Source organism: Paenibacillus sp. FSL R5-0887, from assembly GCF_038002305.1.
Classification (GTDB): Bacteria; Bacillota; Bacilli; order Paenibacillales; family Paenibacillaceae; genus Paenibacillus_AQ; species Paenibacillus_AQ odorifer.
On the sequence record NZ_JBBOCE010000002.1, the window covers coordinates 435,321 to 458,253 of the forward strand.

Here is a 22,933-nt window from a genome sequence, read left to right on the forward strand (position 1 = left end):
ACATAAAATGCAGCCAAAACAAAAAGCAACTCATCCGCAGACAAGTTGCTTTTTAGACACGCTATTCCCCCTTCCATTGCTTCTATCATCCTCAGGTTAATTGGTAATTACCCATTTTTGTCGATCAAGAGTAGGATCAAGCTCGCTAAGGGACAGTGTCGACCCATCCGCTGATACTTCCAACGCTTTCTTATGATGAGCAGAAATAATACTTACGGTACCATCATCATTTTTGTGAAAAATCCAACGCTGATTGTTATATCCGAGATAAGGGTATAACTGGATTTTATTTTGCCCTGTGTCTAGATCAAGCGCCTGACCGGCTGTTGTACGAATAGAATAGGAGCCTGCATCGTCCCCCGTCGGCACGAATACCCACTTCTGATCCGTAAAATCATTCGCAGCCTTCAGTGTAACAGCTTCACCATTTGCGAGATTTGCTGTATAAAGGGATTTCTGTAGTTCTGCATTTACTAGACTGGAAGTGTATAGATCGGCAGGTGTTTCTCCGCTCACGTTAACGTTTTGATATGAAGCATATCCGCCAAATACATGTAGTCCAAAGCGGCCTTCTGCAAATGTGCCGTCCTGCAGGTCGATCACTTTCTGCCCATCCACATAAACCACGATATGCGGGCCCTTCGCTTCGATTTTCACTTTGTAGGTTTGACCCGGCTGAATGAACGTCGGAACTTTTGCTAGAATCTGACGTTCTTCAAAACGGCCGTCGATTTTATAAAACAGACGGATGGACTTCATATTCGGATCCAGATTTAAGTAGTATCCGCTGCGTCCATCTTCGCTGGCACGGAACAACATAGAGCCTGCTCCTCCGGATTTCCCTAACATCATCTCTGCTTCATAAGTAAAATCTCCTGCCTGCTTCTCTGCGATATAATTCGCGTCACTCCAGTAATTTCCACGAATCCCATTTTCACCAATGACCCAGGAGGCTGCAGATAGATCTTTAGTCCACCCACTTAAGTTCGTATGAAATTCGCCCCCAGATACCTTAACTAATAAGCTAGCGGATGTCTTCCCATTTGGAGTAGAGACGGTAATGATAGACTCGCCTTCTTTTTTAGCTACAAGGGTTGCCTGGGATTTATCCACCACGTTTAGTTCAACAACATCCTTGTTACTGGAATTCCATTTAAGCGGCTGTGCCCCATTACCGGTACCATTCTCTACCATCGCCAAAAGTATGTCGCTTTGCCCCTTGCTCAGTTCGCGATCACTTGTATCCATCATTATCTTGGTAGCTGAGCCCGTCTCCTGATTCCATACAGAGCCTAACTGATTCACCTTCAGAGATACGACTTTTACGTTGCCTCCTTTGGTGTAAAAACTCAAAGCTCTGCTGGCTGGATCCGGAAAAATGACGTCAGAGAAAACAACTTTACCGTTGTTGCCAAAAACCTCAATAGAAGACTCATCTACAAGGATACGCAGCTTAACTCGCTTGTTCTCCGTTTGCATTGCCGCTTCATGTCTTGTATTAAATAGACTCGAAAAATCCGTCAAACCAGATGCAGACCGATCCACGAAAATCCGACCCTCACCAGGTTTATATCCAACAACCGTTTTTTGACTTCCCCCTACACGAACGTTAAAGCCAAATTCACTAACCTGACTACCTGCTGGAATTTCTACTTCAGCTTCAATTTCGTATGCACCAGAGGTAACCCCTTTCAATAGATTCTGAGAAGAAGGACTCACCTCTTTGTTAGCAGTAGAATACAGCTGACTACGTAGCGTTTCCAACTCCTTGATCGGGCTTTGAGCGAGCTGAATCCCATCTTTTGTCGTTACTAATGAGACTTCTCTTGGGATTGACAGTACGCCTTTCCAATGGGTTGTTGGAAAAGCAAACGGATAGTCCCAGTTTGTCATCCACGCCATCATTACACTGCGATGATCTGGCATGTTCGAAAAAGACATTGAAGCGTAGAATTCTTTTCCAAAATCTGTTCGCAAAACTTTCCCTGCCGGATTATCATTAACGAATTTACCTTCCGCTGTTAAATGACCCACAAAATATTCAGCATCTGATCCGCGTGTTTTTGAATTCGCTCCTGTACTAATCATCAGAACCCATTTCTTCTGTGATGTTCCGTCTACCGAAAGCTGAAGCAAATCCGGACATTCCCATACACCGCCGCGAACATATTCCCCGTATCCCCAACTATCTGTTAGGGTCCAATCAAGTAGATTCATTGAAGTAAAGAAACGAATATGGTCTCCACCGGATACAACCATTACCCACCTGTTATTGTCATTATCACGAATCACTTTCGGATCACGGAAATCCCAGCCTCCCGGCTCCCCTCCATTATCGCCTGGATTTCCGATAACCATTGGACGCGTCTTGGAATATTCCCAAGTACGACCTTGGTCCTTGCTGTATGCAAGACCGATACGCTGATTCCCATTCGGGCCATCGGGATTATAGGAAGTGTAGTAGGCAATCAGCCCCTTACCTCCTGAATCCCCGAACAAACCTGATGCATTCGTCAGATCTGCCACAGCTGATCCAGACCAGACATGCCCATGATCATTCCACGGCAGCGCAATCGGAAGCCGCTTCCAGTTCAGCATATCCTTACTGACAGAATGTGCCCAAGTGCCTCCGTCCTGATGGAATAGATGATATTCACCTTCGAAGTAGACAAGTCCGTTCGGATCACTGGCAGAACCACGAATTGGCGTATAGTGGTATTGAGGACGATATTTTTCACTATAATAATTGCTGGCATCCGTCACATAGGTATCCTGGAAGTAAGCTGTTCCCTGTTTAACAACGATTCCTGCATATCCATCGGTATAGGTTTTATCTGTTAGATCGATTGCGGCCGGGGTGTATCCGTCTAGAAAGACCTGAATTCTGTTTCCCTTCGCCTTTATCTCTACATGATGTTTTGCTCCGGCCTGACTTGGATAGGTATGCTGTGAACTTGCAATCGTTGTTCCGTTAGCTTTCGTCAGACTTACACGAACCTGATTTCCTTCCTTTGTCAGGGCTGTTTCATATCCCTTTGTTCCATCAGCCGATGAACGAAAGGCGAGCGCTGCAACAGAATCAGGACGAAGAGATAGATTTCCTTCATATACAAAATCAGCAGCTTGTTTATTATAAATTTGCTGTGACTTCATCTGGTTTACTGCCATTCCTTTTTTGCCGTTGATATTAGGCTGCCATTGTCCTTTATTTGTAACCACAGCACCCAAATTCCCTTTCAGGTCGCTTACGATAATATTTTGGAACAAAACAGAACCATTCCATACATTGAGTCCCAGCTTACCAGTACGATACGCATCATCCTGAACCTCAATCACAGGTTTATATTCATTGTCCCAATATACTTTCAGTGATGAACCCTCTGCTTTCACCTTGAGATGATAGATCTCTCCTGCCTTAACAGTAACCTTCCGCTCCTCTTTTAATTTCCCTTCACCATCACTTGCGTCTCGTAAGCGGATCATACCTGCATTCGGAACAATTTGGAGCATGTAGGAACCCCAGCCATCTTCATTAGAACGGAACAATAAGGTCGCGTCCGCTTGCATATCCTTGATCATGACATCAGCTTCATAGATAAAATCCTCTGACACCGTTTCGGAGATTGCCATTACATTTTCTTGTGGATCGGAAGTCAGTAAAATCCCTTCCACAGTATCCGCCAACTTACCTTTTCCTTTTATTTGCCAACCTGTCAAGTTTGTGTTTGTTTTGGTTACGCTTTCAAAAATAGAAAGCCCCTCCTTAGCTTGTTTACTTACCTCCTGATCAGCGGGCGCAGCCCAACCCATACCGGGATTGGCTACATATATGCCTGCGGAAGTCATAACAAATCCTGTTGCCATGAGAAAGGATAAAACTACTTTTCCCTTATTAACCATCCTCTTCACCCTCTTTTTCTATCATCAATCATTTCTTTTATTGTAAAATAAGAAGGAGGCCAATTCATTGCACTGACCTCCTCTCTATATTCTTTTACAATTGAGCAGAACTCTGACTTTCCAGTGCTGTGAGTCCAAGAGCGAGAGCACCACATAATCCCGCCTGTTGGCCTAGTCCTGGTGGAACGATATACTCATCTATGTGTTCCAAAATAGTACTTGAGCTGACATAACCGTTCAGGTTCTGTAGCACGGCCTGCCGAATAAGTGGAAACAATTGTGACTGCTGCATAACACCACCACCCAGAATGATTTTCTGAGGAGAGTTAAGCAATATAGCACCCGTAATCGACTGCGCAATATAAAATGCTTCCATTTCCCATGCAAGGTGATCTATAGGAAGTTCATGTCCCTTCTTCCCCCACCTTGCTTCAATAGCAGGACCTGCCGCCATCCCTTCTAGGCAGTCCCCATGATAGGGACATCCCCCTGGGAATTCATCTTCAGGATGGCGTCTTGTAAGAACATGACCCCCTTCAGGATGCACAAGACCATGAATAAGTTTGCCTTCTGAATACACTCCCACACCAACACCTGTGCCAACTGTATAGTACAAACAGCTGGATAACCCTTGGGCTGCGCCCCATTTGGCTTCACCAAATGCCGCTGCATTGACGTCCGTGTCCCAGCCAAAGGGAACCAAAAAGTTTCTTTTCAAAGTGCCCAGCATATCGTAATTTCCCCAACCTGGTTTTGGTGTTGTTGTAACGTAACCATACGTCGGGCTATCTGGGCGTATATCGATTGGACCAAACGATCCAATTCCGATAGCTTCTACTGGTTTGTCTTGAAAATATTGAATAACTTTGGGCAACGTCAACTCAGGATGTTCTGTCGGGAAACTGATCTGATCTTCAATGATCCCATTTTCATTCCCGATGCCACATATAAACTTCGTTCCGCCAGCTTCAATCGCTCCTATACGCATATACAAGACTCCTCTCGGTGACTAATTCTTGTCTTGCTCAGCAGAGAGAGTAAGCTCATAGATATCCAGGGAAATCAGCAAGTCATTCTCATTTTCTGCAAACACAGCAATACCTTTAGATTCTAGTCCAGGGAATATAAGATCCGTAATCACTGCCTGGCCTCCATTACTAAACGCCTCAACGGAAGAGCGATCCACATAAATACGGAGATCATTTGACTCATCAAGCGCTGCGAGTTTGGCTGAATGATGTCCTACGAAATGTTCATGGAAATCATGCTGGCCCGAAGCCTTCCTGTCTACATAAAGTTCCTCTGTCTCACCGTTGATACCGATCACTGTTTGTTCATCCGCACCAACTCTTACCTTGAAACCTACAGATTTACCCCGAGCGAACTCAGCTATAATCTCATAAGATTCCAAGTGAATCTCTTTAAGAAGAGTATTGATTTCTTGCACCGTTGCATTTTTTATGGAAAGGACTTGTACACGAGCTGATTCCAACTCTTGGACCGGTTTCTGCACAAGAAAGGTTCCCCCTTGTCTTGATTCGAGCTGAAGTTCTCTTGCAATTGTCATCGCGCCACGGAATTCTTCTGCTGGTGTCTTGTTAGCATACATCCAGTTGCTCATCCAGCCGATAAATAGCCTTCTTCCATCTTCCGCCGGTATATCGGACCAGCTTACACCTGCATAGTTATCTCTTCCATAATCAAGCCAGCGGACTTTTATCGAATCTTCATCTGGCGTGAACACTTCTCCATCAAAACCCCCTGTAAAATACTGTGTTCTTGATCCTTCCACAAAAGCGGGATCCGCACCGATGCTCACTAGCATCACCCATTTCGTGTTCGAAGGATCGCCATCAATGGCCAGCGGGAACAAGTCCGGGCATTCCCATACCCCGTCATGAGAACCGATTCCTTCTCCGAATTCACTGGCAAATGTCCAGTTCATCAGATCAGGAGAATGATATAGACACACCGTTTGACCACAAGCTACAATCATCACCCATTGATTAGTATCTTTATTCCAAAATACTTTCGGGTCACGGAAATCAATGAATGTATCATGTTCAAGCACCGGGTTTCCATCATATTTCGTCCAGGTTCTTCCGTTATCCTTACTATAAGCCAAGCTTTGACGCTGAATGGCTGGCTTGCCTTCCGGCATATCCAAATGGTGTGTAAAAATCGCTACTAGACCTGGTTTATCTTCAAAAAATCCAGTCGTATTATTCCAGTCAACTACGGCACTGCCGGAAAAAATCATACCTAACTCATCTGGAGCAAGAGCGATAGGCAGCTCCTCCCATGTAACCAGATCCTTGCTGACCGCATGGCCCCAGTGCATAGCGCCCATAGTCATTCCACCTGGATGGTGCTGGAAGAACAAATGATATTCACCCTCAAAATAAACCATTCCGTTTGGATCATTCATCCACTTTTCCTTAGGGGAAAAATGATACACTCCGCGGTAATTTTGTTTCGCAATCGTAGACATTATTGTTTTCTCCTTTACTCCCGAACACGGCATTTACCGCATATTATTTATAGTTTATTATTTGCTTGCTCTGTCATAGCCGCCTTGTTTAATTTCAAGCCATTCTTGCAGGCCCAGACGGTCCAATTCTTTCAAATATTCATCCCACTGCGCTTCGACTTTACCATTTTGGTACCATTCAGTACGCATTCTAAGCACGTAGGCAAACAGATCCGTCTCAATTGTCGTAAGGCGATCAAGCTCTTGAATAGAATGGAATACACTCGGCATTACGTTTTCTGCTTTCATTTTAGGCGCCATGATGTTCTTGATAATATCCATTCTGCCTTTGGCATCATCCGGCATGGTTGTGTATTTGCCATAATAGGAATCAAGGATAGCTAAGGGCCCACCGACACTTGTTTTCTCACGTAGTTCTACAGGAGCTGCACCCTCCAGCGGCAAATGCTTCAGCATTTCTTTTTCTTTATCAAATTCGAAGATATTTTGCTGTTTATCGTCTCCATACGTTCCCCAGTTGTTCTGTACAGATTGAATCGGATCGTAGAGTTGATCAACCCATTTCGCTGTCGTTTCTAAGTTCTTATTGGCGCTAGTAACAACCATCTTACCTCTGCCCAAACCAAGCGCGTTCGTTCTTGTTACGTTAACTTCACCATCTGGTCCAGCAAGTGGAGGCATAACCTCGTAAATGTCATTTGCTCCAGTGATGTTGGCTTTATCCCATGAGAAGTAAAGTCCGTATCTCTGATCCTTCCCTTTTGCAAGGTAAGTACTCCAGTCCTGTGTATAGGCTTCAATATCAATGAGTCCTTCTTTATACAGCTCGTTAATAAAAGAAACGGCTTCTTTGTAATCATCTTGTGCCGCCGTAAATATTACCTTCCCATCATTGCTTACAACCGCGTGGTCGGGGTTCTCCCCCAATCCGAATGAAGCAAATAGGAAAACCAGATCTTCTGCTCCAGGCTTGTTAATAAAGGACAAAGGAATTTCGTCAGCCTTACCATTGCCATTTGGATCTTTTGTCTTGAAGGCAATTAATACTTCTTTTAATTCTTCTGTTGTTGTAGGCATATCAAGGCCCAGCTTCTCAAGCCATTCCACATTGATCCAAGGCATACTGTCTACCGCCTGGATTCTTTCTTTGCCATTGCCCAGCTCTTCGATCCACGGAAAGGCATAAATATTACCGTCTGGTGCCGTAATCATACTCTTGTATTCCGGTGCTTCTTCCAGCACCTTTTTGAAGTTGGGCATATTGTTCTCGATAAGCTCATTCAGCGGAATAATGGCACCATCTTTAGCAAGCTTGAGCAGCTCATAGTCGCTATAGTCCGCATTAAAAATTGCATCAGGAAGATCGCCGCTTGCCACAGCCAGGTTTCTTTTTTCAACAAATACGTCTTTCGTGAAATTCTTCCAATTAATATGAACATTCGTCTTTTCTTCAAGACGCTTATTAATCAGTTTTTCATTTGGATCAACGGGTGCAAGTGGAGAGCTTTGCGTAATAAAGTTCAAAGTTACTTTACCGCTGGCGTCCTGTTCTTTACTAGCTGCACTTCCCCCTCCTCCTCCGCCACCGCATGCAGTAAGGAACATAAACGAAGCAAGTACAGATGCAGAAGCTACTTTCGTTGATACTCTTGATTTCTTAATTCTTTTCATAGGGTATGACCTCCAAATTAGATATGAATGAATTAATCTTTATCTATGTGCAGCCTGTTTCCTACTTAAGGGAACCGACCATAACACCTTTTTCAAAGTACTTCTGGAAGAACGGATACATAACAATAAGTGGCAAACTGGAAACAACAATGGCAGCGTACTTGATGATTTCAGACAATCGTTTCATTTCCGCCATGGCGAGCTGATCGCTGATCATGCCCGGATCTACCTGATTCTGGATCAAGATGGACCGCAACACGAGCTGCAGTGGATGAAGATTCGGATTATCTAAATAGATCATGGCGTCAAAGTAGGAATTCCACTGGCCCACAAAAGCATAAAGAGCGAGCACGAAAACAATCGGTTTGGAGAGCGGTAATACGACACTGAAGAAAATCCGCATCTCCGAAGCTCCGTCGACATTAGCGGCTTCCTTCATTTCATTCGGTACTCCTTTGAAGAAAGTTCTAGAGAGAATGATGTTCCATACATTGACTGCCCCTGGAATAATCACCGCCCAGACTGTATCAAGCAGACCAAGGTTCTTAACGAGCAGGTATGTAGGTATAAGCCCACCTCCAAAGAACATGGTGATAATAAACAAGGTCATGAAGAATCCTTTTCCTTTGAGCCTGTCATCAGACAGTGCGTACCCTGCACAGATTGAGACGAGAACGGTAAGCATAGCAAATGAAACAGAGTATAAAACAGAGTTTCCAAAACCTCGGATCATGGCCGGATTAGAAAGAATTTTTATATACCCTTCTAATGACCAGTCCGAAAGGTTGAATGATAATCCTTTACTGAGCAGAACTGATGGATCCATAAACGATGCAATCACTACATAAATCAAAGGAAGTACAATGATAAGTACAGCCAGTGTCAGGAAGATCGCGTTCAGCACGACGATAAAGCGATCTAATCCGGAATGTTTAATGGGCATAGCTTGTTGCTCCTTTCTTAGTAAAGACCTTCGCCCTCATTCAGTTTCTTCACGGTGAAGTTAACGGTGACGAGCAAGACGATGTTGATGATAGAGTTAAACAACCCTACTGCGGCTGAATAGGCATAATCGCCCGACTGCAAACCAATTTTATAAACGTAAGTCGGAATGATTTCTGAGGTTGGCAAGTTCATCGCCGTTTGCATGAGATAGGCTTTTTCGAAACCAATGGACATAATCCCACCAGCTGCAAGGATAAATACAATAGCCATAATTGGACGAATGGTTGGCAAATCGATATGGCGTATTCTTTGTAGAAGATTAGCGCCGTCAAGATTGGCTGCATTATGTAACTCAGGATCGACATTAGCAAGTGCTGCTACATAAATAATGGATGCCCAACCGGCTCCGGTCCAAATATCAGAAAGAATGTAGATCGAACGGAAGTACTCCGGACGAGACATGAACATGATTGGTTCACCTTTAGGCCAGGTAAAAAACTGGTTAATCGGTCCCGTTGGGGACAAGAAGATAAACAACATCCCGACCACAACGACAACAGAAATAAAGTTAGGTGCATACAAGAACAACTGAATGTTCTTTTTGACGCCTGCACGGCGAATTTGATTTAACATCAACGCAAGCAGGATTGGGATTGGAAAACTCAGAATTAATCCGAAGAAACTTAATTTAAGCGTATTCATAAAGATAACTTCGAAGTTGGGGGATGAAAGGAATTTCTCGAAGTTGTACAAGCCTACCCATTCACTCCCCATAATCCCTTTGATTGGGCTGAAATCTTTAAAGGCGATAATCGCACCATACATAGGACCGTATTTAAAAATCAGGGTCAGGATCACAGCTGGTGCGAGCAAAATATAAAGAAAGTAGTATTTCTTTAGATAGTCTAGTAAGGAGCTCTTATGTTTGGTCACCATTGTTCTGTGTTCAGCTTCTATTAGGTTTTGCAATGCCTTTACCTCCGTTCTTATCAATGTTTATATCTTGATGCAGTAAGGGCTTTCAATTGGCTTATGTCCTGCTGCTTTTACAATTTACCAAACACTTAATCGTTCGTCAATACATTTTGTAAAAATATTTATGTGCATATGACAAAATATTTTGTTCATAAATGACGCTTTAAATTTTACAAAATTACAAATACAGCCAATTTAAATAGGATTGCATACTTTAAGTCAACATATTCTCATTAAAACGAAAACAAAACTACCTTTTTCGCACACTTACCCACTGGTAAAATGTAAACTGAATTGTGCATTTGTAAATATTATATTGCTATTTTGAGTAAACTAATATACATTAAAGAGAGTTGGAATCATGACAAATAGTACACTATTTGTGGCGAAGGTTAAGAACAAGAATATAGAGGTGAATTACATAGATGGCCAGGGAAAAAGTAACCATACAAGACATCGCGGATGCTTTAGGAATCTCTAGAAATACAGCTTCCAAAGCCTTAAATGGAACGAATGGTATACCTGATGAAACCAGAAACAAGGTTATAAAGAAAGCGATAGAGTTAAAATATAAACAATTTGCTTTTATGGACACCGAGAGTGTTCAACCAAGAAACTCTGGAAACATCGCTTTATTAACAGAAAACTTACCTAACACTTCCCACTTTGGATCGAAACTGATCAGTGGCATGGAGAAACGAATCAGTGCAGAAGGATATAATTTATCCATGCACATTATAAGAGACATTGATCAGGAGTCCTTGTCTCTTCCAAATAATTTTGATGTCGCCAATGTAGACGGAATTATTTGTATTGAGTTGTTCAATTCCGAATATAGTAAGCTGATTACAAGTCTAGGCATTCCAACTATTTTCATCGACTGCTCTGCCGATATCTGCTACCCTGAATTCCAAGCAGATGTACTTCTCATGGAAAACGAACACAGCACATATCAACTTACAAAAAAGTTAATTGATGGCGGTTACACATCACTGGGGTTCATCGGGGACTATAATCACTGTAGGAGTTTTAATGAAAGATGGGTGGGCTTTAATCGCGCATTGATAGAATCTGGGATTCATCTCGATCTCTCACAATGTATTCTCGATGACGATCGACTATTTTTTTCGAGTCCGGAGTGGGCAGATGCTAAGCTAAGCCAAATCAATCAGCTTCCTTCTGCTTTCGTGTGTGCTAACGATTATATTGCGGTTACCTTTATGAAGTCACTCAAAAATATGCTTTCCATTCCTAATGACCTCGTCATTTGTGGTTTTGATAATGGTCCTGAATCAAGCATTGTAGAACCCCATCTCACCACTGTTCATATTTATAGTAATCAGATGGGTGTCAAAGCAGCTGAAATGCTACTTTCCCGAATTCATGATCCGAAGCAACCCTATCAGGTTTCTCATATTTATACCAAACTCATCCTAAGAGAATCTACACCTAATATCAGTTGATGAATTTAAAAAGAACCCAAGCGATTAAAAATTCCGTCGCTGGGGTTCTTTTTTTTCGTTGAATTGTTCCAATTACAATTTCCTGTATTTATAATCCCACATTTAGTTCAAGGAAGGATTGTATTCTTCATAAGAAAGAACAATATGCTCACTTTTTAGCAGACAATGCTCTATGATCGCCTTACGTTTCGCTTTCAGGACAATTTGTTCAATATCAGCAAAACTGCAACCGGAAAGACGTTCGCATGTTTCCTCCAGCAGCCCAGCTTCACTTTCAAAGTCATTAATTAACAGTTCGACATATTGACGCCTACTTGATTCATCCGGGTTAGCATAAATCATTTTTGTATCAAACCTTCTCCAAATAGCTCTATCCAGTTCATTTTCTAGGTTCGTCGCTGCTACAAAAATGCTATTGTCACCAAAATCATCGAGACATTGCAGCAGTGTATTCACCGCACGAGCCATTTCTTTAACCTCGTCATTACTCTCCCGTGTTCTTGCAATGGCATCAAACTCATCCAGGAAAAGAACACAAGGAGATGCTTTGGCATACTCAAATATTTTCCGGATATTACTTCCAGTCTCGCCCAAATGGCTGTGAATAATTGCATCAAGTCGAACCAGGATAAGTGGAAGCTCCAGCATTTGAGCCATATAAAATGCCGTCAGTGTTTTCCCTGTGCCCGGTGGACCATACATAACCACTTTATTGGGAATGGGAACTCGATGCTCTTCAAATCTTTCCCTCATACCTAAGATTGTGATGAATTCTTCGACAATCTTTCGATTCATATCGGGTAGGACGAGATGTCTAACCTTTTTGGCACATTCTTTGGGTGTATAATAGGTACCCATATCAATCCCTTTTGCTCTGGGTAGACGTTGATTGGTGCTGCTTTTATTCATTATTTATTGAAGCTCCTTTAAAATGGTTATTTTCAAGAAATCCAAAAGATCCTTTCTGAATCCAGTTCAACCTGCTCTAATTGCCGCTCGAAGTTCTCGAGAGGAACGATAGAGTCCGCTTGTGACCATTCATTATCCACAAATCAATTCAAATACACATTGTTTTTATTCGTAATTATTACGATTTAAAATATCATACTTTCTTTTTGTTTATAATGTCAACCAGTAGCACAAAAAAGAGCCTTTATAATTCCAAGGCTCTTTTAGGGTATATCTATTAAATCGGCCATCCAGGCAAAGCAGAAGTTCCAGCATCTTGCCTTCACATATTGTAAGTCCTGGCTAGCTTGGACTTAGCTCTGAGCCGGGTGAATTCCTTAGTTACCAGGATTACCGTCCACACTACAACCACAGAATCAATTACAAGCGAACCCCAATATACTCCGGAGACGCCTAACCATCTTGGCAAAACAAGCATCACTGGCACATAAAAAACAAGTTGTCTGGTGATGCCGATAACGGCTGCCGGCTTCCCTTTATTAATCGCAGGGAAAAAGGTCATGGCCATAAAAATGAGCGACAATAACGGCAGAACCGCCATGTTCAACCGGAAATATAACATTTCGCTGGTCTTAAAGATTTGATCCGGCAGCATTAGCCCCAGAATGGAAGCCGGCGAGATCATGGAAATTATCCAGAAAGGCAAAGTCAGCAGCATGGAAACGAGTGTGAATATTTTATAGGCTTTGATGGCGCGCTCATACTGTTCTGCTCCAAAATTTATGCCGATGACTGGCTGCAAGGCGCGCATTAATCCGAATATCGGCGTCAACAGGAAGGTGAATACACGAAAAACCACTCCATAAAATGCAATATCTGCTGTAGTCCCGTATCTCGACAGTGCATTAAATACTACAACAGCCTGTACCAGATTCATAAAGTTCATAATGAAAGAGGACATTCCCAGACCAATTATGGATTTGATTGTGGCAGCATCCCGATAGATTGCAAAGACATTCGTTCGGAATGAGGCAAATCCTTTGCCAAAATAAATCCATCCCAGCAAGGTGTAGACCAGCATCCCGATATTTGTAGCCCAGGCAGCACCCTCTACTCCAAAATCCAGCCAGGCTACCAGAATATAATTGGACAATACATCAACTGCCAGTCCAATGCCCATTACCACGGCTGCCGATTTCATTTTCCCTTCGGCACGTACAATCATGTTGGCAGCCAGTCCATAAATCCAGAAAAATGAACCAATCACCGTAATTCTAAAATAGCTGTCTCCAAGAGCCAGAGTTTCCCCTTCTCCTCCCATGATTCGCACCAGCTGTGTAGAGAAAAGCAAACCCAATACCATATAGACAAGCGTTACAAGGATGGACAGATAATTAACATTCCCCATCAAACGCTTCTGCATATCTTTGTCCTGCCTGCCGAGGGCTAAACTTAAAGCAGAACCGGCACCCACCCCAATCAAGGAGCCCAGTCCCAAGCTGATCTGGGTTAATGGATAAGCTACCGAAACCCCAGCCAGTGCTTCCTCTCCGACAAACCTTCCCACAAATACAGCGGCAATAACCGCATTTAAGCCATAGAGGACCATTGCGATGATAGCGGGCCATGATAACTGGACCATAATATTCCAAAGATTACCGTTGAGAATAAAATGCGTCTGCTTGTCTTTGCTGTTGTTTATCTGTGTTACTGTGTTCATAATATGAATTTTCTCTCCTTCTTTTGACTGAATATGCAAAGTCCTCGTTCAAAAATTATACGGGACTCCTTGCATTAACTAGTCTATAAGACATGTTGGCTAGCAACTACCGCAAAAAGGATTGTTTCTATCTCATATAGGATTTTATCTTTGAATTTATATAAATCTCCCCGGAATAGCCCCCTCTCATTTCCATTCCTATTAAAAAACTGCAGCAGGAGTGGTCGCGGCTCCGCAAGTTTCCGGTACATGGTCAATTTTGAATGCTAGGCAATCATTTAGTCTTCCCTACTTAACTCAACAAAAAAAGCAACTTCCCAGTTGGCAAGTTGCTTTTAAAAAAACTCTTTTGTGATAAAGTAACGATGAAAAAAAACGATTGAAGTCAAAAACCGACCTAATAAGCAGCGAACGGATCCGCATTATTCGAAAGGAACTGAGCCCATGTGAATTTGAATTCAGGACTGCCTACAACACTTTCTGCTATATCACCTGGAACAAAAAACACAGTGAATCCTGCATTAGTCAAGTAGAAGTTATCCAGGTATGCATTAGAATCTTTAGTTAACTTATTGAACAGGTCAATAGAGTAGATAGAAGACTCAGTACCTTTTTGGACTTGTTCTTGAAGTGATTTCTTAATAACCTGACTGTAATTGCTATTGGATTTCAGCAAATCTCCCAGCTTCATTGTCGTACCATCCTGCAGAGAGTAAGTAAGACCTGTTTGTGAGCCGCCTCCATGAGCTCCGCCGAGGTATTGATAATTGGTAAGCAGGAAGCTAATCACTCCATTTTGATTGTAAGTCACCTTGTAGGCCAGTTCGAAATCGTATGTCGCTCCTTCCGCTGGAGCACCAGACTTAGCCAGTTGTTTTTCCGAGGCATCTAGAAACTTCTGTGCCTGAGCTTTCACCGCTTTATTAATTGCCGCTTCGGCATTTTGATTCGCAAGCTGCGATACAACTGGATATACGATATTGATGGTTACATCCTTATGGGAATTAGAAGACTGGAGTTTACCGGCAGTTATAGTCAGTTCATTCATTCCTGCATTCGTGATATTGACAGTACGGGTTTGTCCGTTCCATTGGGCCAAATATCCGAAAGGTTCAACCAAGGCTTGCACTGCAACAAAAGAAGTTCCTCCGATTACCTGAGCTTCATATCTTTGTCCCAGACCGCTTCCATTTAACTTTACAAGTGCACTGTCGATATCCAATGAATAATTTACAGTATTCTCTCCCAGGGTAAGCTCTACACTATGATTTTTGTTATCGTATTTAACAACTGCGCCTAATGCTTGCGCTGCGTCTTTAAGCGGAATGAGTGTATTACCTAATGGGCTTAGGAAAGCCTGAGTCCCGATTGCTTTACCTTTAACCTGGACATTCACCCTGGAGGTTATTGTTGCAGTAGTGGCTGCAGCATGAACTGATCCGACAGACACGGGTAAAGCCGCCGCTGTGCCAACTGCAGCCAGTGCTGCTGACAATAGAAGTACGGACATCCGCTTTTTAGTTGTGAATTTTTTAACTTGAGTTTCCATTTTGAAGATCCCCTTTTAGTCATTTTCTTACTATCACACTATAATCCCATCATTTCCCGGATGGTTTACAGTATTTTCAGAAAAAGATTACAATTTTTACATGGAATTCGCTAATCAATGATGCATTGAAACCATAAAGGCAAATCCAAAAAGTGTCCAGTCATTTAGCACATGCACTATAAACGATGTCCAAATGTTTTTAGTCTTAATGTATGGATAGAGCAGAACAATCCGTACAATGCCGATACCGAGAATGGCTTGTGCAATATTCCAATTATAAGTTGGTAAATGGTATGCGCCAAAAATAATGGATACTACAATCCACGCTAAGATAATCGCAGACTTTCTGTTCAGTTTAAGTTTTTTTACTCCTAAGTACAAAATGACTAAGAATGGAAGGATCGTTATTAATTCTTCTCCAAAAAGCATCGGGAGCATTGTCAGGAACGTCGTAATTGTATCGGAAAAATTACCATTGAATCCTTCACTCACTGGATTTGCACTAAAATTAAATAATTTCGTAATAATAAAACCAACACCATAGGTCACAATAAGATTTACAATGTACGTCCCAAGAATTAATATAATATCTTTAGCAACTAATTTTCTGAAAAGTAATGTCCACTGACTCCGTGCAACAAAGATAACTGCTGCTAATGGGAAAATCACATTTATAAAAGGATGTCCATAAGTACCTCCAAACCCAATAAGAAACAATGCAAAACCTGCAGCAACAGCTATCAGAAATATTAGGCTGGTTTTCAAATTTAGAGTAGGGGATTGCAGTTCACTGTAGAACGGAAAATCATCATTTTTACGCTCAAATCTAAAAAAATTACTTTTACTCATCATTAATCAAATCCTTCCTGAAAATAATGAAAAGCTATACTCTCTGAATACTAAAACCAATGATGCGGAGAATAGAAATACAGTCAGCTGTTTTTTGTACTATCACACTATACTCCCATTTTTTTCTGAAACATTTACAATTTTTTCAGAAAAGAATTACAATATTTACACAAGTTTTGAATAAACTGAAATTAATTCATCACTTAATTTTGCAAATTCATGAAAATGTATAAAAAAATGAATCTATTTCAGAAATAATTATGTTGTTTTGATAAAATAGACAGGTAATAATAGAATAAACAGTTCTCTTGTTAAAAAACTAAAAAGCGAGGTTTACCAATGTTATGGACCTGAAGCTGTTTAAAAAAATTAAAACGATAAATTTCTTCACATTCTTCTTTTTTTGGACTGTCATCTTTTTTGCTCTTGCGGATAAGCCACCACCTGCTGGTTTCTATGGGCTTATTGCCCTATTATTAGTTTATGGTATTTTACTTATTATCTATTTAAATGATTTTATTGAAAGCTTGATTAAGAAGCGAAGAGGAGTTTTTCTACTCAATTTGTTATATTTCTCCTTGGGAGGTTTTGCTTTCAGTCTCATTCTTTCAATTATTGTCATTAATCTTGTTTCAAATGTAGAAAATGAAGGATATCTAATCTCGGCATTCAGTTCAACCGTAATAGGATTCCTTAACGGGTTATGTTTTTATTTTTTCAACAAGCTGCTTGTGAAGAGGTACAACCTAATGATTGAGCAGAACCGCTCTGAATAATAAAAGAGCCGAACTAGCTAAAGAATGACGTATCGCCAAAAAGCAACTTATCCGCAGATAAGTTGCTTCTTTATCATGATTTTTAACTTCTACACTATATAAATAAAGTAACGTAAACCGACGAATCCACTGTCCTTACAGGTATTAATCTATTCCCAGACTTTGTTTCTTAAATTCACTCTCGAAACATTACTCCGTGAGATCCCCAGCTCCTTCGCTATCTCCCACTGTATCCGCTCTTCTCGATCTTCAGATATACTCCCTTGAGCAAATCATCCACTTCCGAATCAAAATATCGATAAGTGTAATGTTTAAAAAACTATATTTACAATTCAGAATGCTCGTGTTTCGCTTTGAGACGACTCCAGCGGCGCTGAACTTCGCTCTCAAAGCTGCGCAGAGCCGGTTCGTTCTCAGGCTTGAGCAGATGGCGGGTCTTACCCATCGTCTTCAGCCAGGCAGAGACTTCAATACGTTTGTCCTTGTTTTCCGGATTGTACGTAATGGTCGTTGTGCCTTGTTCCACTTCATACAGCGGGAAGAAGCAGGATTCCACCGCCAAGGATACAATATCCGTCCCATCCTTGTCTTCGGTCATCCAATTCAACGGGCAGGCAATCAGAATCTTGCCGTAGACCAGACCTTCATTCTGCGCGTACCATTGGGCCTTAGCTGCTTTTTTGAGCAGATCCTGCGGATAGGCTTCACAGCCGGTGAATACATAAGGAATATTAGTGGCTGCCATGATCTGGGCAGTATCTTTATGCTGGGTGACTTTACCCTGCTGGGTCTTGCCGATGCTTGAAGTAGAAGTCCGGTGACCGAGCGGTGTTGAATAAGACTGCTGTGCACCAGTGTTCATATAACCTTCATTATCATACTCGATGATAATCATTTTATGTCCACGCAGTGCAGCACCAATGGCTGGTCCCATCCCGATATCCATACCTCCGTCGCCTGTTACCATAACGAAAGTAAAGTCATTCCTCAGGCCCAGTCCATCCAGCTCTCCGCGGCGTTTGCGTTCCCAGAACATTTCTACCACCCCGGACAACGTAGCCGCACCGTTCTGGAAAAGGTTATGGATGAACGTTGACTTGTGCGACGAATAAGGATAGCCGGTTGTTGTAACCATTGCGCATCCTGTATGGTACAGCGCAACGATATCTCCTTCAATTCCCCTGAAGAACAGCTCAAGACCCGAGAAAATTCCGCAGCCCGGGCATGTGCCGTGACCCGGAGCCAGGCGTCTTGGTTTCTTCATCAAACTGCGGATCGGGGGAATCTTCACGGCCAGCTTTCCGGTTTCTTCATTTTTAGTAACAGTAATGAGGCCCGTCTTCAACAAATCGAAATTCATCGGCTTAAGCAGGCGCTGCGGTGCCTTTTCCGGTTCACCAGGATTGTGGCCGTAGTAATCAAACGGTACTTCAACACGGTCAGCAACAACAGCATCCAACGCCAGCTGGAAGAAATGATGGCCATCTTCAGCATAGAAGTCCTTGCCGCCTAATCCGTAAATCCGGCTGATGACTTTAGTCGTTGTATTCCCGTAAGTGAACAGCGCTGCCTTGATTTCGTTAACCATGTTGCCGCCGTGTCCGCCGAAGGAATCCGCACGGTCACCAACAGTAATGGCTTTGACATTCTTCAGTGCTTCCGCGATCTGCTTCTGCGGGAACGGACGGATCATGTTCGGTGAAATCGCTCCGGCTTTGACTCCCTGCAGTCGCAACTGATCCACAACATCCTTAATGATCTCGGACGCGGAATTCATCAGGAAGACAGCCACATCGGCATCCCCCATCCGGTACTGCTCAATCACCTCATAATGGCGTCCGGTCAGATCAGCAAATTCCTGAGCGATCTCTTCGAACACTTCACCGGCATTGTACATGGCCACAGACTGCTGATAGCGATTATTGATATAATCCGGTTCATTCATGTAAGGACCAACAGTAACCGGATTGTTGCGGTCAAGGGTATCGGTTGAGCCGGCTGGCGGCTGTTCGCCTACGAATTTATGCACATCTGCGCGGTGCGCAAAAGCCTGTACGCGGCGCTTCTGGTGAGAAGTGAAATATCCGTCCGAAGCTACCATAACCGGCAGGCGGACTTTGACATGCTCAGCCAGCTTCAGTGCCATCAGATTCATGTCGTAGACCGACTGCGGGTCACGGCACATCAGAATCGGCCAGCCGGTATTGAGTGCAAAATACAAATCGGAGTGGTCCCCGTGAATGTTCAGCGGTCCGGAGATGGAGCGGCAAATCAGGTTCATAACCATGGGCATCCGCGTACCGGCTTGTACAGGCAGCTGCTCAAGCATGTACATGTAGCCTTGCGCACTGGTGGCGTTAAATACGCGTCCGCCGGCTGTAGAAGCGCCATAACAGATACCTGCCGAGCTGTGCTCACCATCTGAGGGCACGAGCATAATGTCATGCTGGCCGCTGGCTTTCATCGAATCGAGGAATTGGGCAACCTCTGTCGATGGCGAGATCGGGAAATACCCCATGACATGATAGTTGATCTGATGCGCAGCATAGGCCGCCATCTCATTGCCTGATTCATATAGGAATTTCTGTTCTACTTTGGCAGAACCTATTTCTTTTTCATAATCAATAGCCATTGTTCATTCCGCCTTTCTAACCAGATTTACGCTTGCGTGATGAGATCGAATGGATGATGCACCGTATGGCTGTCGGCATAGCCTTCCTTCTCGCGCATGCTTGAGAGTGCCGAGGTCGGGCAGGCGCCTACGCATTTCAGGCAACCCTTGCAATATTGATAATCGATGCCCCGCAGGAACATCTGTGAGCGCCCCTTGCGGTCAAGCCGTTCTTCCCACACAAAACACTGGTCAGGGCAGACGGTGTCACACTGTGCACAGTTAATGCAGGACTCATTTTCATAAGCCGGAATCATTCCGGAACGGGAAATGCTCAGGTTCTTGAGAAAGCTGCTTCCCGGATTGATGATCGTACCGCCTATAGGCTGAGTTTCATAGCCAAACGGCGAAATGTCGGAACGCACATATTCAGGCATGCTGTCCCCTGCCTCCAGCTCGAAGTGCATAAACTTCACTTCATTGTAGCCGCGCTCAAAAGTCGTAATAGCCGATTGTACAGCCTGCGGATATTTTTTGCCGAGCGATTTCTCAATAACGCCCTTCATCGTTTCAGTATCCAGGAATGGGCAGAGCCGGAACAGGGCACCCAGCATCGCCATGTTTACACGGTTTTTCTCTTTCAGTGCGATGCTTGTCGCGTCGATCACAGCAATGGTTCCGGCTTTCATCTTCAGCAGCTCTTTGAGTTCTTCCGGCGTCTTGGCCGAGTTCACAAGAACAGTGCTGTCTTCATTAATCCCGCTGGTGACATTAACGGTCTTGACAAGCGCTTCGTGGAACACCCCAACCACATGGGGACGCTCTACCGGCGAAGTATCACGGATATGCGTGTTTAAATCACAGAACCGGATGTGGGCCTTTACAGCAGAGCCCTTTTTCTCTGATCCATAAGACGAGAAGCTTACGCCGTTCAGCCCCGCTCCGACGACTCCCGCTTCTGCGAGCATTTTACCCGCCAGGTTAGCTCCCAAGCCTCCAATAGACTCCAGTCGAATTTCAAAAAATCCGAGACCGTTAATTCGTGGCAATTCAATCATAAATGAACTCCTTTCACTAGAAGACTAGTACTACTCTTGAGAGCATTAATCCCGTTCAGGTCTGGAATAAGCTAAATAATTTTTGTACTTCTTCAACCGTTCAGGCAATTCGTCAGCCTTTGGATTACGTTTTAAAGAAACTTGATATAATTCATCTGCGTGGCCAAGCTTTCCGGAGATTAGAACATGGGAATGTGCTCTATCTTCCTCGGCGATATCAAATCTTACTTTGCCGTCTTCCACCTCCAGAGTCCCCCTGACCCCGCAAATTCCACATATTGCTGGATAATTATCATCATGATTTCTGATTTCTATGAGTTTGGAATGACAGATTGGACATAAACCAGGTTCGCCAATATACTTCGCTTCCGTTTCTGGATTCATGAGTGTTTCAGCCACATGACGACCGGATTGTCTTGCTCTCTTAAGTTCTTCCTCCCTGAACACAACTGCTCCAGGTAAGCCAACCCAATTGACCAGCATTTTATCTATTACATTAATTTGCATCGGCAACGTAAAAAGGTGGAGCATCGGCAATGCGAGTGTGTCCCACTCACTTCCTCCTACAGCAATAAGAGAAGCTACTCTTGTTTTAAAGCTTCTTTCATCCGGGCCTTTGCCGGTAGTAATCCCTCTTTCCTCGCGTTGCTTCTTGGCAATCATCCGGAAAGCAATGTCATGAGAAGGCCCCATCCGGTCATTCAGAATCTTCAATAATCCGTTAGGACTCTTTTCATAAATGGCTGAGCTCAAGATTAATCCGTCGCATTCCATTAATTTTTCATCAATAAATCCATAGTCATCATTCTTTATCACACAGTCTCCTGAGCCACACTTTTCAAGCAGACTCACTACACAAGCATTACAACCGGTGCAAGGTTTAATATGTAAATCATTAAGACGCACAAGTTCTACTTCGGCACCAAGCTCCTCAGCACCCATTAAAGCTTCTTTAACAAGGATTTCTGAATTGCTCATTCTTCTTCCGCAACTGATCCCTAAAATTTTCATTAGTAGCCTCCTACAATTCGAATTTGTTAAGCATATTTTCAGAAACTGATCCACGAGATCGTTTCAGCTTTTTCACAAGAACTGGAGTGACAATTGCGCTGGCAACAACTGCGAATGCAATTTGTGCGCGGGCACTCTCAACATAAGGCAGATATGCCTGATCGACCTCTGCCATAAGTTGAGGTACCGTTATGGATAACCCGGCTACACAACAAATCGCCGCAGAAGCATGCCCGTCTTGTTTCAGACAGAATCGGTCAACTAACAACATGGGGATGTTATTAATCAAGGTAAAGATCAAGAACAAAATTAGCCCCAGCCCACATGAGCTGAGTGCGCTCTTGAGATCGATATTCGCCCCAAGGCAAAACCCCAGAAAAGGCACCATAAGTGAGGTCCCTGATTTGGAAAAATTACGAACAGCAGGATCAAACATACCCAGAAGAAATCCGACTACAAATGGAATTAAAGTAGCCATGATGCTTCGAGCGTCAATCCCATTTCCGGAAGAGAAACCAAGAATACAGACGGGTATGAACGGTAGCCCGATAAGGTTCAGCAGAGCAAACGCAGAAATGTCAGTGTCATCACCATAATTCTCCATCAGCGCGAGGTACATGCCGGGATTGCAACTAGTGATGCAAGCCACAAGTGCCAGGGTAGAGATTCCTCCAAACCCCGCCAAACCGAAAAGCTTCATAACAACGATCCCAAAAACAACACTGAGAACAAGTTTTACCGCAACTAGTATGCCGCCCCGCCGCAGAGTTGTCACAAGCTGTTGAGGTTTGAACTGAATACCACAGAATACTAGCAGAATTCCCACGATCGTCATCGTTCCCGCATTCGAAAATACAGCAGTGGACGGATTGCCAACCATCAAGGTTCTCGGATAAAAAGTATGCATTATTGCAGCGATTCCCATAGGAAGCAGCATCATTCCGCCTGATATTCCCTGTATTCTCTCTAATATTTTCATGTACGGCGATTCCCTTCTTCCAAGTA

15 protein-coding genes are annotated in these 22,933 nt (G+C 43.2%); 1 reads left to right on the plus strand and 14 read right to left on the minus strand.

The features are described from left to right. Positions 1-96 precede the first annotated feature (96 nt). From MKY14_RS19870 to MKY14_RS19895, 6 genes are all read right to left on the minus strand, one after another. Positions 97-3,900, minus strand: coding sequence for a GH32 C-terminal domain-containing protein (locus MKY14_RS19870; protein ID WP_340977160.1), 3,804 nt, complete (start codon positions 3,898-3,900; stop codon positions 97-99). 94 nt (positions 3,901-3,994) lie between these two features. Then, positions 3,995-4,888 carry an ROK family protein gene (locus tag MKY14_RS19875; RefSeq protein WP_076185347.1) on the minus strand — a complete coding sequence of 298 codons (894 nt, stop codon included), beginning with the start codon at positions 4,886-4,888 and terminating at the stop codon, positions 3,995-3,997. Positions 4,889-4,909: 21 nt separating this feature from the next. Then, on the minus strand, positions 4,910-6,391 hold the full coding sequence (locus MKY14_RS19880) for a glycoside hydrolase family 32 protein (RefSeq protein WP_076308021.1): 1,482 nt from the start codon (positions 6,389-6,391) through the stop codon (positions 4,910-4,912). Between the two features lie 57 nt (positions 6,392-6,448). After that, a complete protein-coding gene (locus tag MKY14_RS19885) occupies positions 6,449-8,062 on the minus strand; it encodes an ABC transporter substrate-binding protein (protein WP_076193509.1) in 1,614 nt (537 codons plus the stop codon). Positions 8,063-8,123: 61 nt separating this feature from the next. Next, complete coding sequence (locus MKY14_RS19890) at positions 8,124-9,005, minus strand: carbohydrate ABC transporter permease (protein WP_036675818.1); 882 nt, start codon at positions 9,003-9,005, stop codon at positions 8,124-8,126. Between the two features lie 17 nt (positions 9,006-9,022). Then, complete coding sequence (locus MKY14_RS19895) at positions 9,023-9,943, minus strand: ABC transporter permease (RefSeq protein ID WP_340978041.1); 921 nt, start codon at positions 9,941-9,943, stop codon at positions 9,023-9,025. A 464-nt stretch (positions 9,944-10,407) separates the two neighbouring features. Here MKY14_RS19895 and MKY14_RS19900 point away from each other — a divergent pair, with 464 nt between their 5' ends. Continuing rightward, positions 10,408-11,445: a LacI family DNA-binding transcriptional regulator gene (locus MKY14_RS19900; protein ID WP_076279555.1), complete on the plus strand. Its 1,038-nt coding sequence runs from the start codon at positions 10,408-10,410 to the stop codon at positions 11,443-11,445. A gap of 102 nt (positions 11,446-11,547) precedes the next feature. Here MKY14_RS19900 and MKY14_RS19905 read toward each other — a convergent pair whose 3' ends face one another. The 8 genes from MKY14_RS19905 to MKY14_RS19940 form a co-directional block, all read right to left on the minus strand. Beyond that, positions 11,548-12,354 (minus strand): AAA family ATPase, encoded by an 807-nt coding sequence (locus MKY14_RS19905; protein ID WP_179086790.1) that lies wholly within the window; start codon positions 12,352-12,354, stop codon positions 11,548-11,550. A gap of 322 nt (positions 12,355-12,676) precedes the next feature. Beyond that, entirely contained in the window at positions 12,677-14,074 is a 1,398-nt protein-coding gene (locus MKY14_RS19910; RefSeq protein WP_076185352.1) for an MATE family efflux transporter, read from the minus strand. Between the two features lie 397 nt (positions 14,075-14,471). Further along, the gene (locus tag MKY14_RS19915) at positions 14,472-15,623 is read right to left on the minus strand and encodes a PdaC/SigV domain-containing protein (protein ID WP_340977161.1); all 1,152 of its coding nucleotides are present in this window, start codon (positions 15,621-15,623) and stop codon (positions 14,472-14,474) included. A 114-nt stretch (positions 15,624-15,737) separates the two neighbouring features. Further along, entirely contained in the window at positions 15,738-16,475 is a 738-nt protein-coding gene (locus tag MKY14_RS19920; RefSeq protein ID WP_076193517.1) for a CPBP family intramembrane glutamic endopeptidase, read from the minus strand. 1,098 nt (positions 16,476-17,573) lie between these two features. Continuing rightward, positions 17,574-19,880 (minus strand): thiamine pyrophosphate-dependent enzyme, encoded by a 2,307-nt coding sequence (locus MKY14_RS19925; RefSeq protein ID WP_076308024.1) that lies wholly within the window; start codon positions 19,878-19,880, stop codon positions 17,574-17,576. 26 nt (positions 19,881-19,906) lie between these two features. Next, positions 19,907-20,917 (minus strand): 2-oxoacid:acceptor oxidoreductase family protein, encoded by a 1,011-nt coding sequence (locus tag MKY14_RS19930; protein WP_076218363.1) that lies wholly within the window; start codon positions 20,915-20,917, stop codon positions 19,907-19,909. Positions 20,918-20,962: 45 nt separating this feature from the next. Beyond that, entirely contained in the window at positions 20,963-21,928 is a 966-nt protein-coding gene (locus MKY14_RS19935) for a flavodoxin family protein (protein WP_076218364.1), read from the minus strand. Between the two features lie 10 nt (positions 21,929-21,938). Continuing rightward, entirely contained in the window at positions 21,939-22,907 is a 969-nt protein-coding gene (locus MKY14_RS19940; protein ID WP_076125321.1) for a 2-keto-3-deoxygluconate permease, read from the minus strand. Positions 22,908-22,933 lie beyond the last annotated feature (26 nt).

Coding starts and splice junctions, on each gene's coding strand:
- MKY14_RS19880 (WP_076308021.1), bottom strand. CDS start 6,391: ATGTCTACGATTGCGAAACAAAATTACCGCGGAGTGTATCATTTTTCC.
- MKY14_RS19930 (WP_076218363.1), bottom strand. CDS start 20,917: ATGATTGAATTGCCACGAATTAACGGTCTCGGATTTTTTGAAATTCGA.
- MKY14_RS19940 (WP_076125321.1), bottom strand. CDS start 22,907: ATGAAAATATTAGAGAGAATACAGGGAATATCAGGCGGAATGATGCTG.
- MKY14_RS19910 (WP_076185352.1), bottom strand. CDS start 14,074: ATGAACACAGTAACACAGATAAACAACAGCAAAGACAAGCAGACGCAT.
- MKY14_RS19900 (WP_076279555.1), top strand. CDS start 10,408: ATGGCCAGGGAAAAAGTAACCATACAAGACATCGCGGATGCTTTAGGA.
- MKY14_RS19925 (WP_076308024.1), bottom strand. CDS start 19,880: ATGGCTATTGATTATGAAAAAGAAATAGGTTCTGCCAAAGTAGAACAG.
- MKY14_RS19905 (WP_179086790.1), bottom strand. CDS start 12,354: ATGAATAAAAGCAGCACCAATCAACGTCTACCCAGAGCAAAAGGGATT.
- MKY14_RS19890 (WP_036675818.1), bottom strand. CDS start 9,005: ATGCCCATTAAACATTCCGGATTAGATCGCTTTATCGTCGTGCTGAAC.
- MKY14_RS19895 (WP_340978041.1), bottom strand. CDS start 9,943: ATGGTGACCAAACATAAGAGCTCCTTACTAGACTATCTAAAGAAATAC.
- MKY14_RS19915 (WP_340977161.1), bottom strand. CDS start 15,623: ATGGAAACTCAAGTTAAAAAATTCACAACTAAAAAGCGGATGTCCGTA.
- MKY14_RS19935 (WP_076218364.1), bottom strand. CDS start 21,928: ATGAAAATTTTAGGGATCAGTTGCGGAAGAAGAATGAGCAATTCAGAA.
- MKY14_RS19875 (WP_076185347.1), bottom strand. CDS start 4,888: ATGCGTATAGGAGCGATTGAAGCTGGCGGAACGAAGTTTATATGTGGC.
- MKY14_RS19870 (WP_340977160.1), bottom strand. CDS start 3,900: ATGGTTAATAAGGGAAAAGTAGTTTTATCCTTTCTCATGGCAACAGGA.
- MKY14_RS19920 (WP_076193517.1), bottom strand. CDS start 16,475: ATGATGAGTAAAAGTAATTTTTTTAGATTTGAGCGTAAAAATGATGAT.
- MKY14_RS19885 (WP_076193509.1), bottom strand. CDS start 8,062: ATGAAAAGAATTAAGAAATCAAGAGTATCAACGAAAGTAGCTTCTGCA.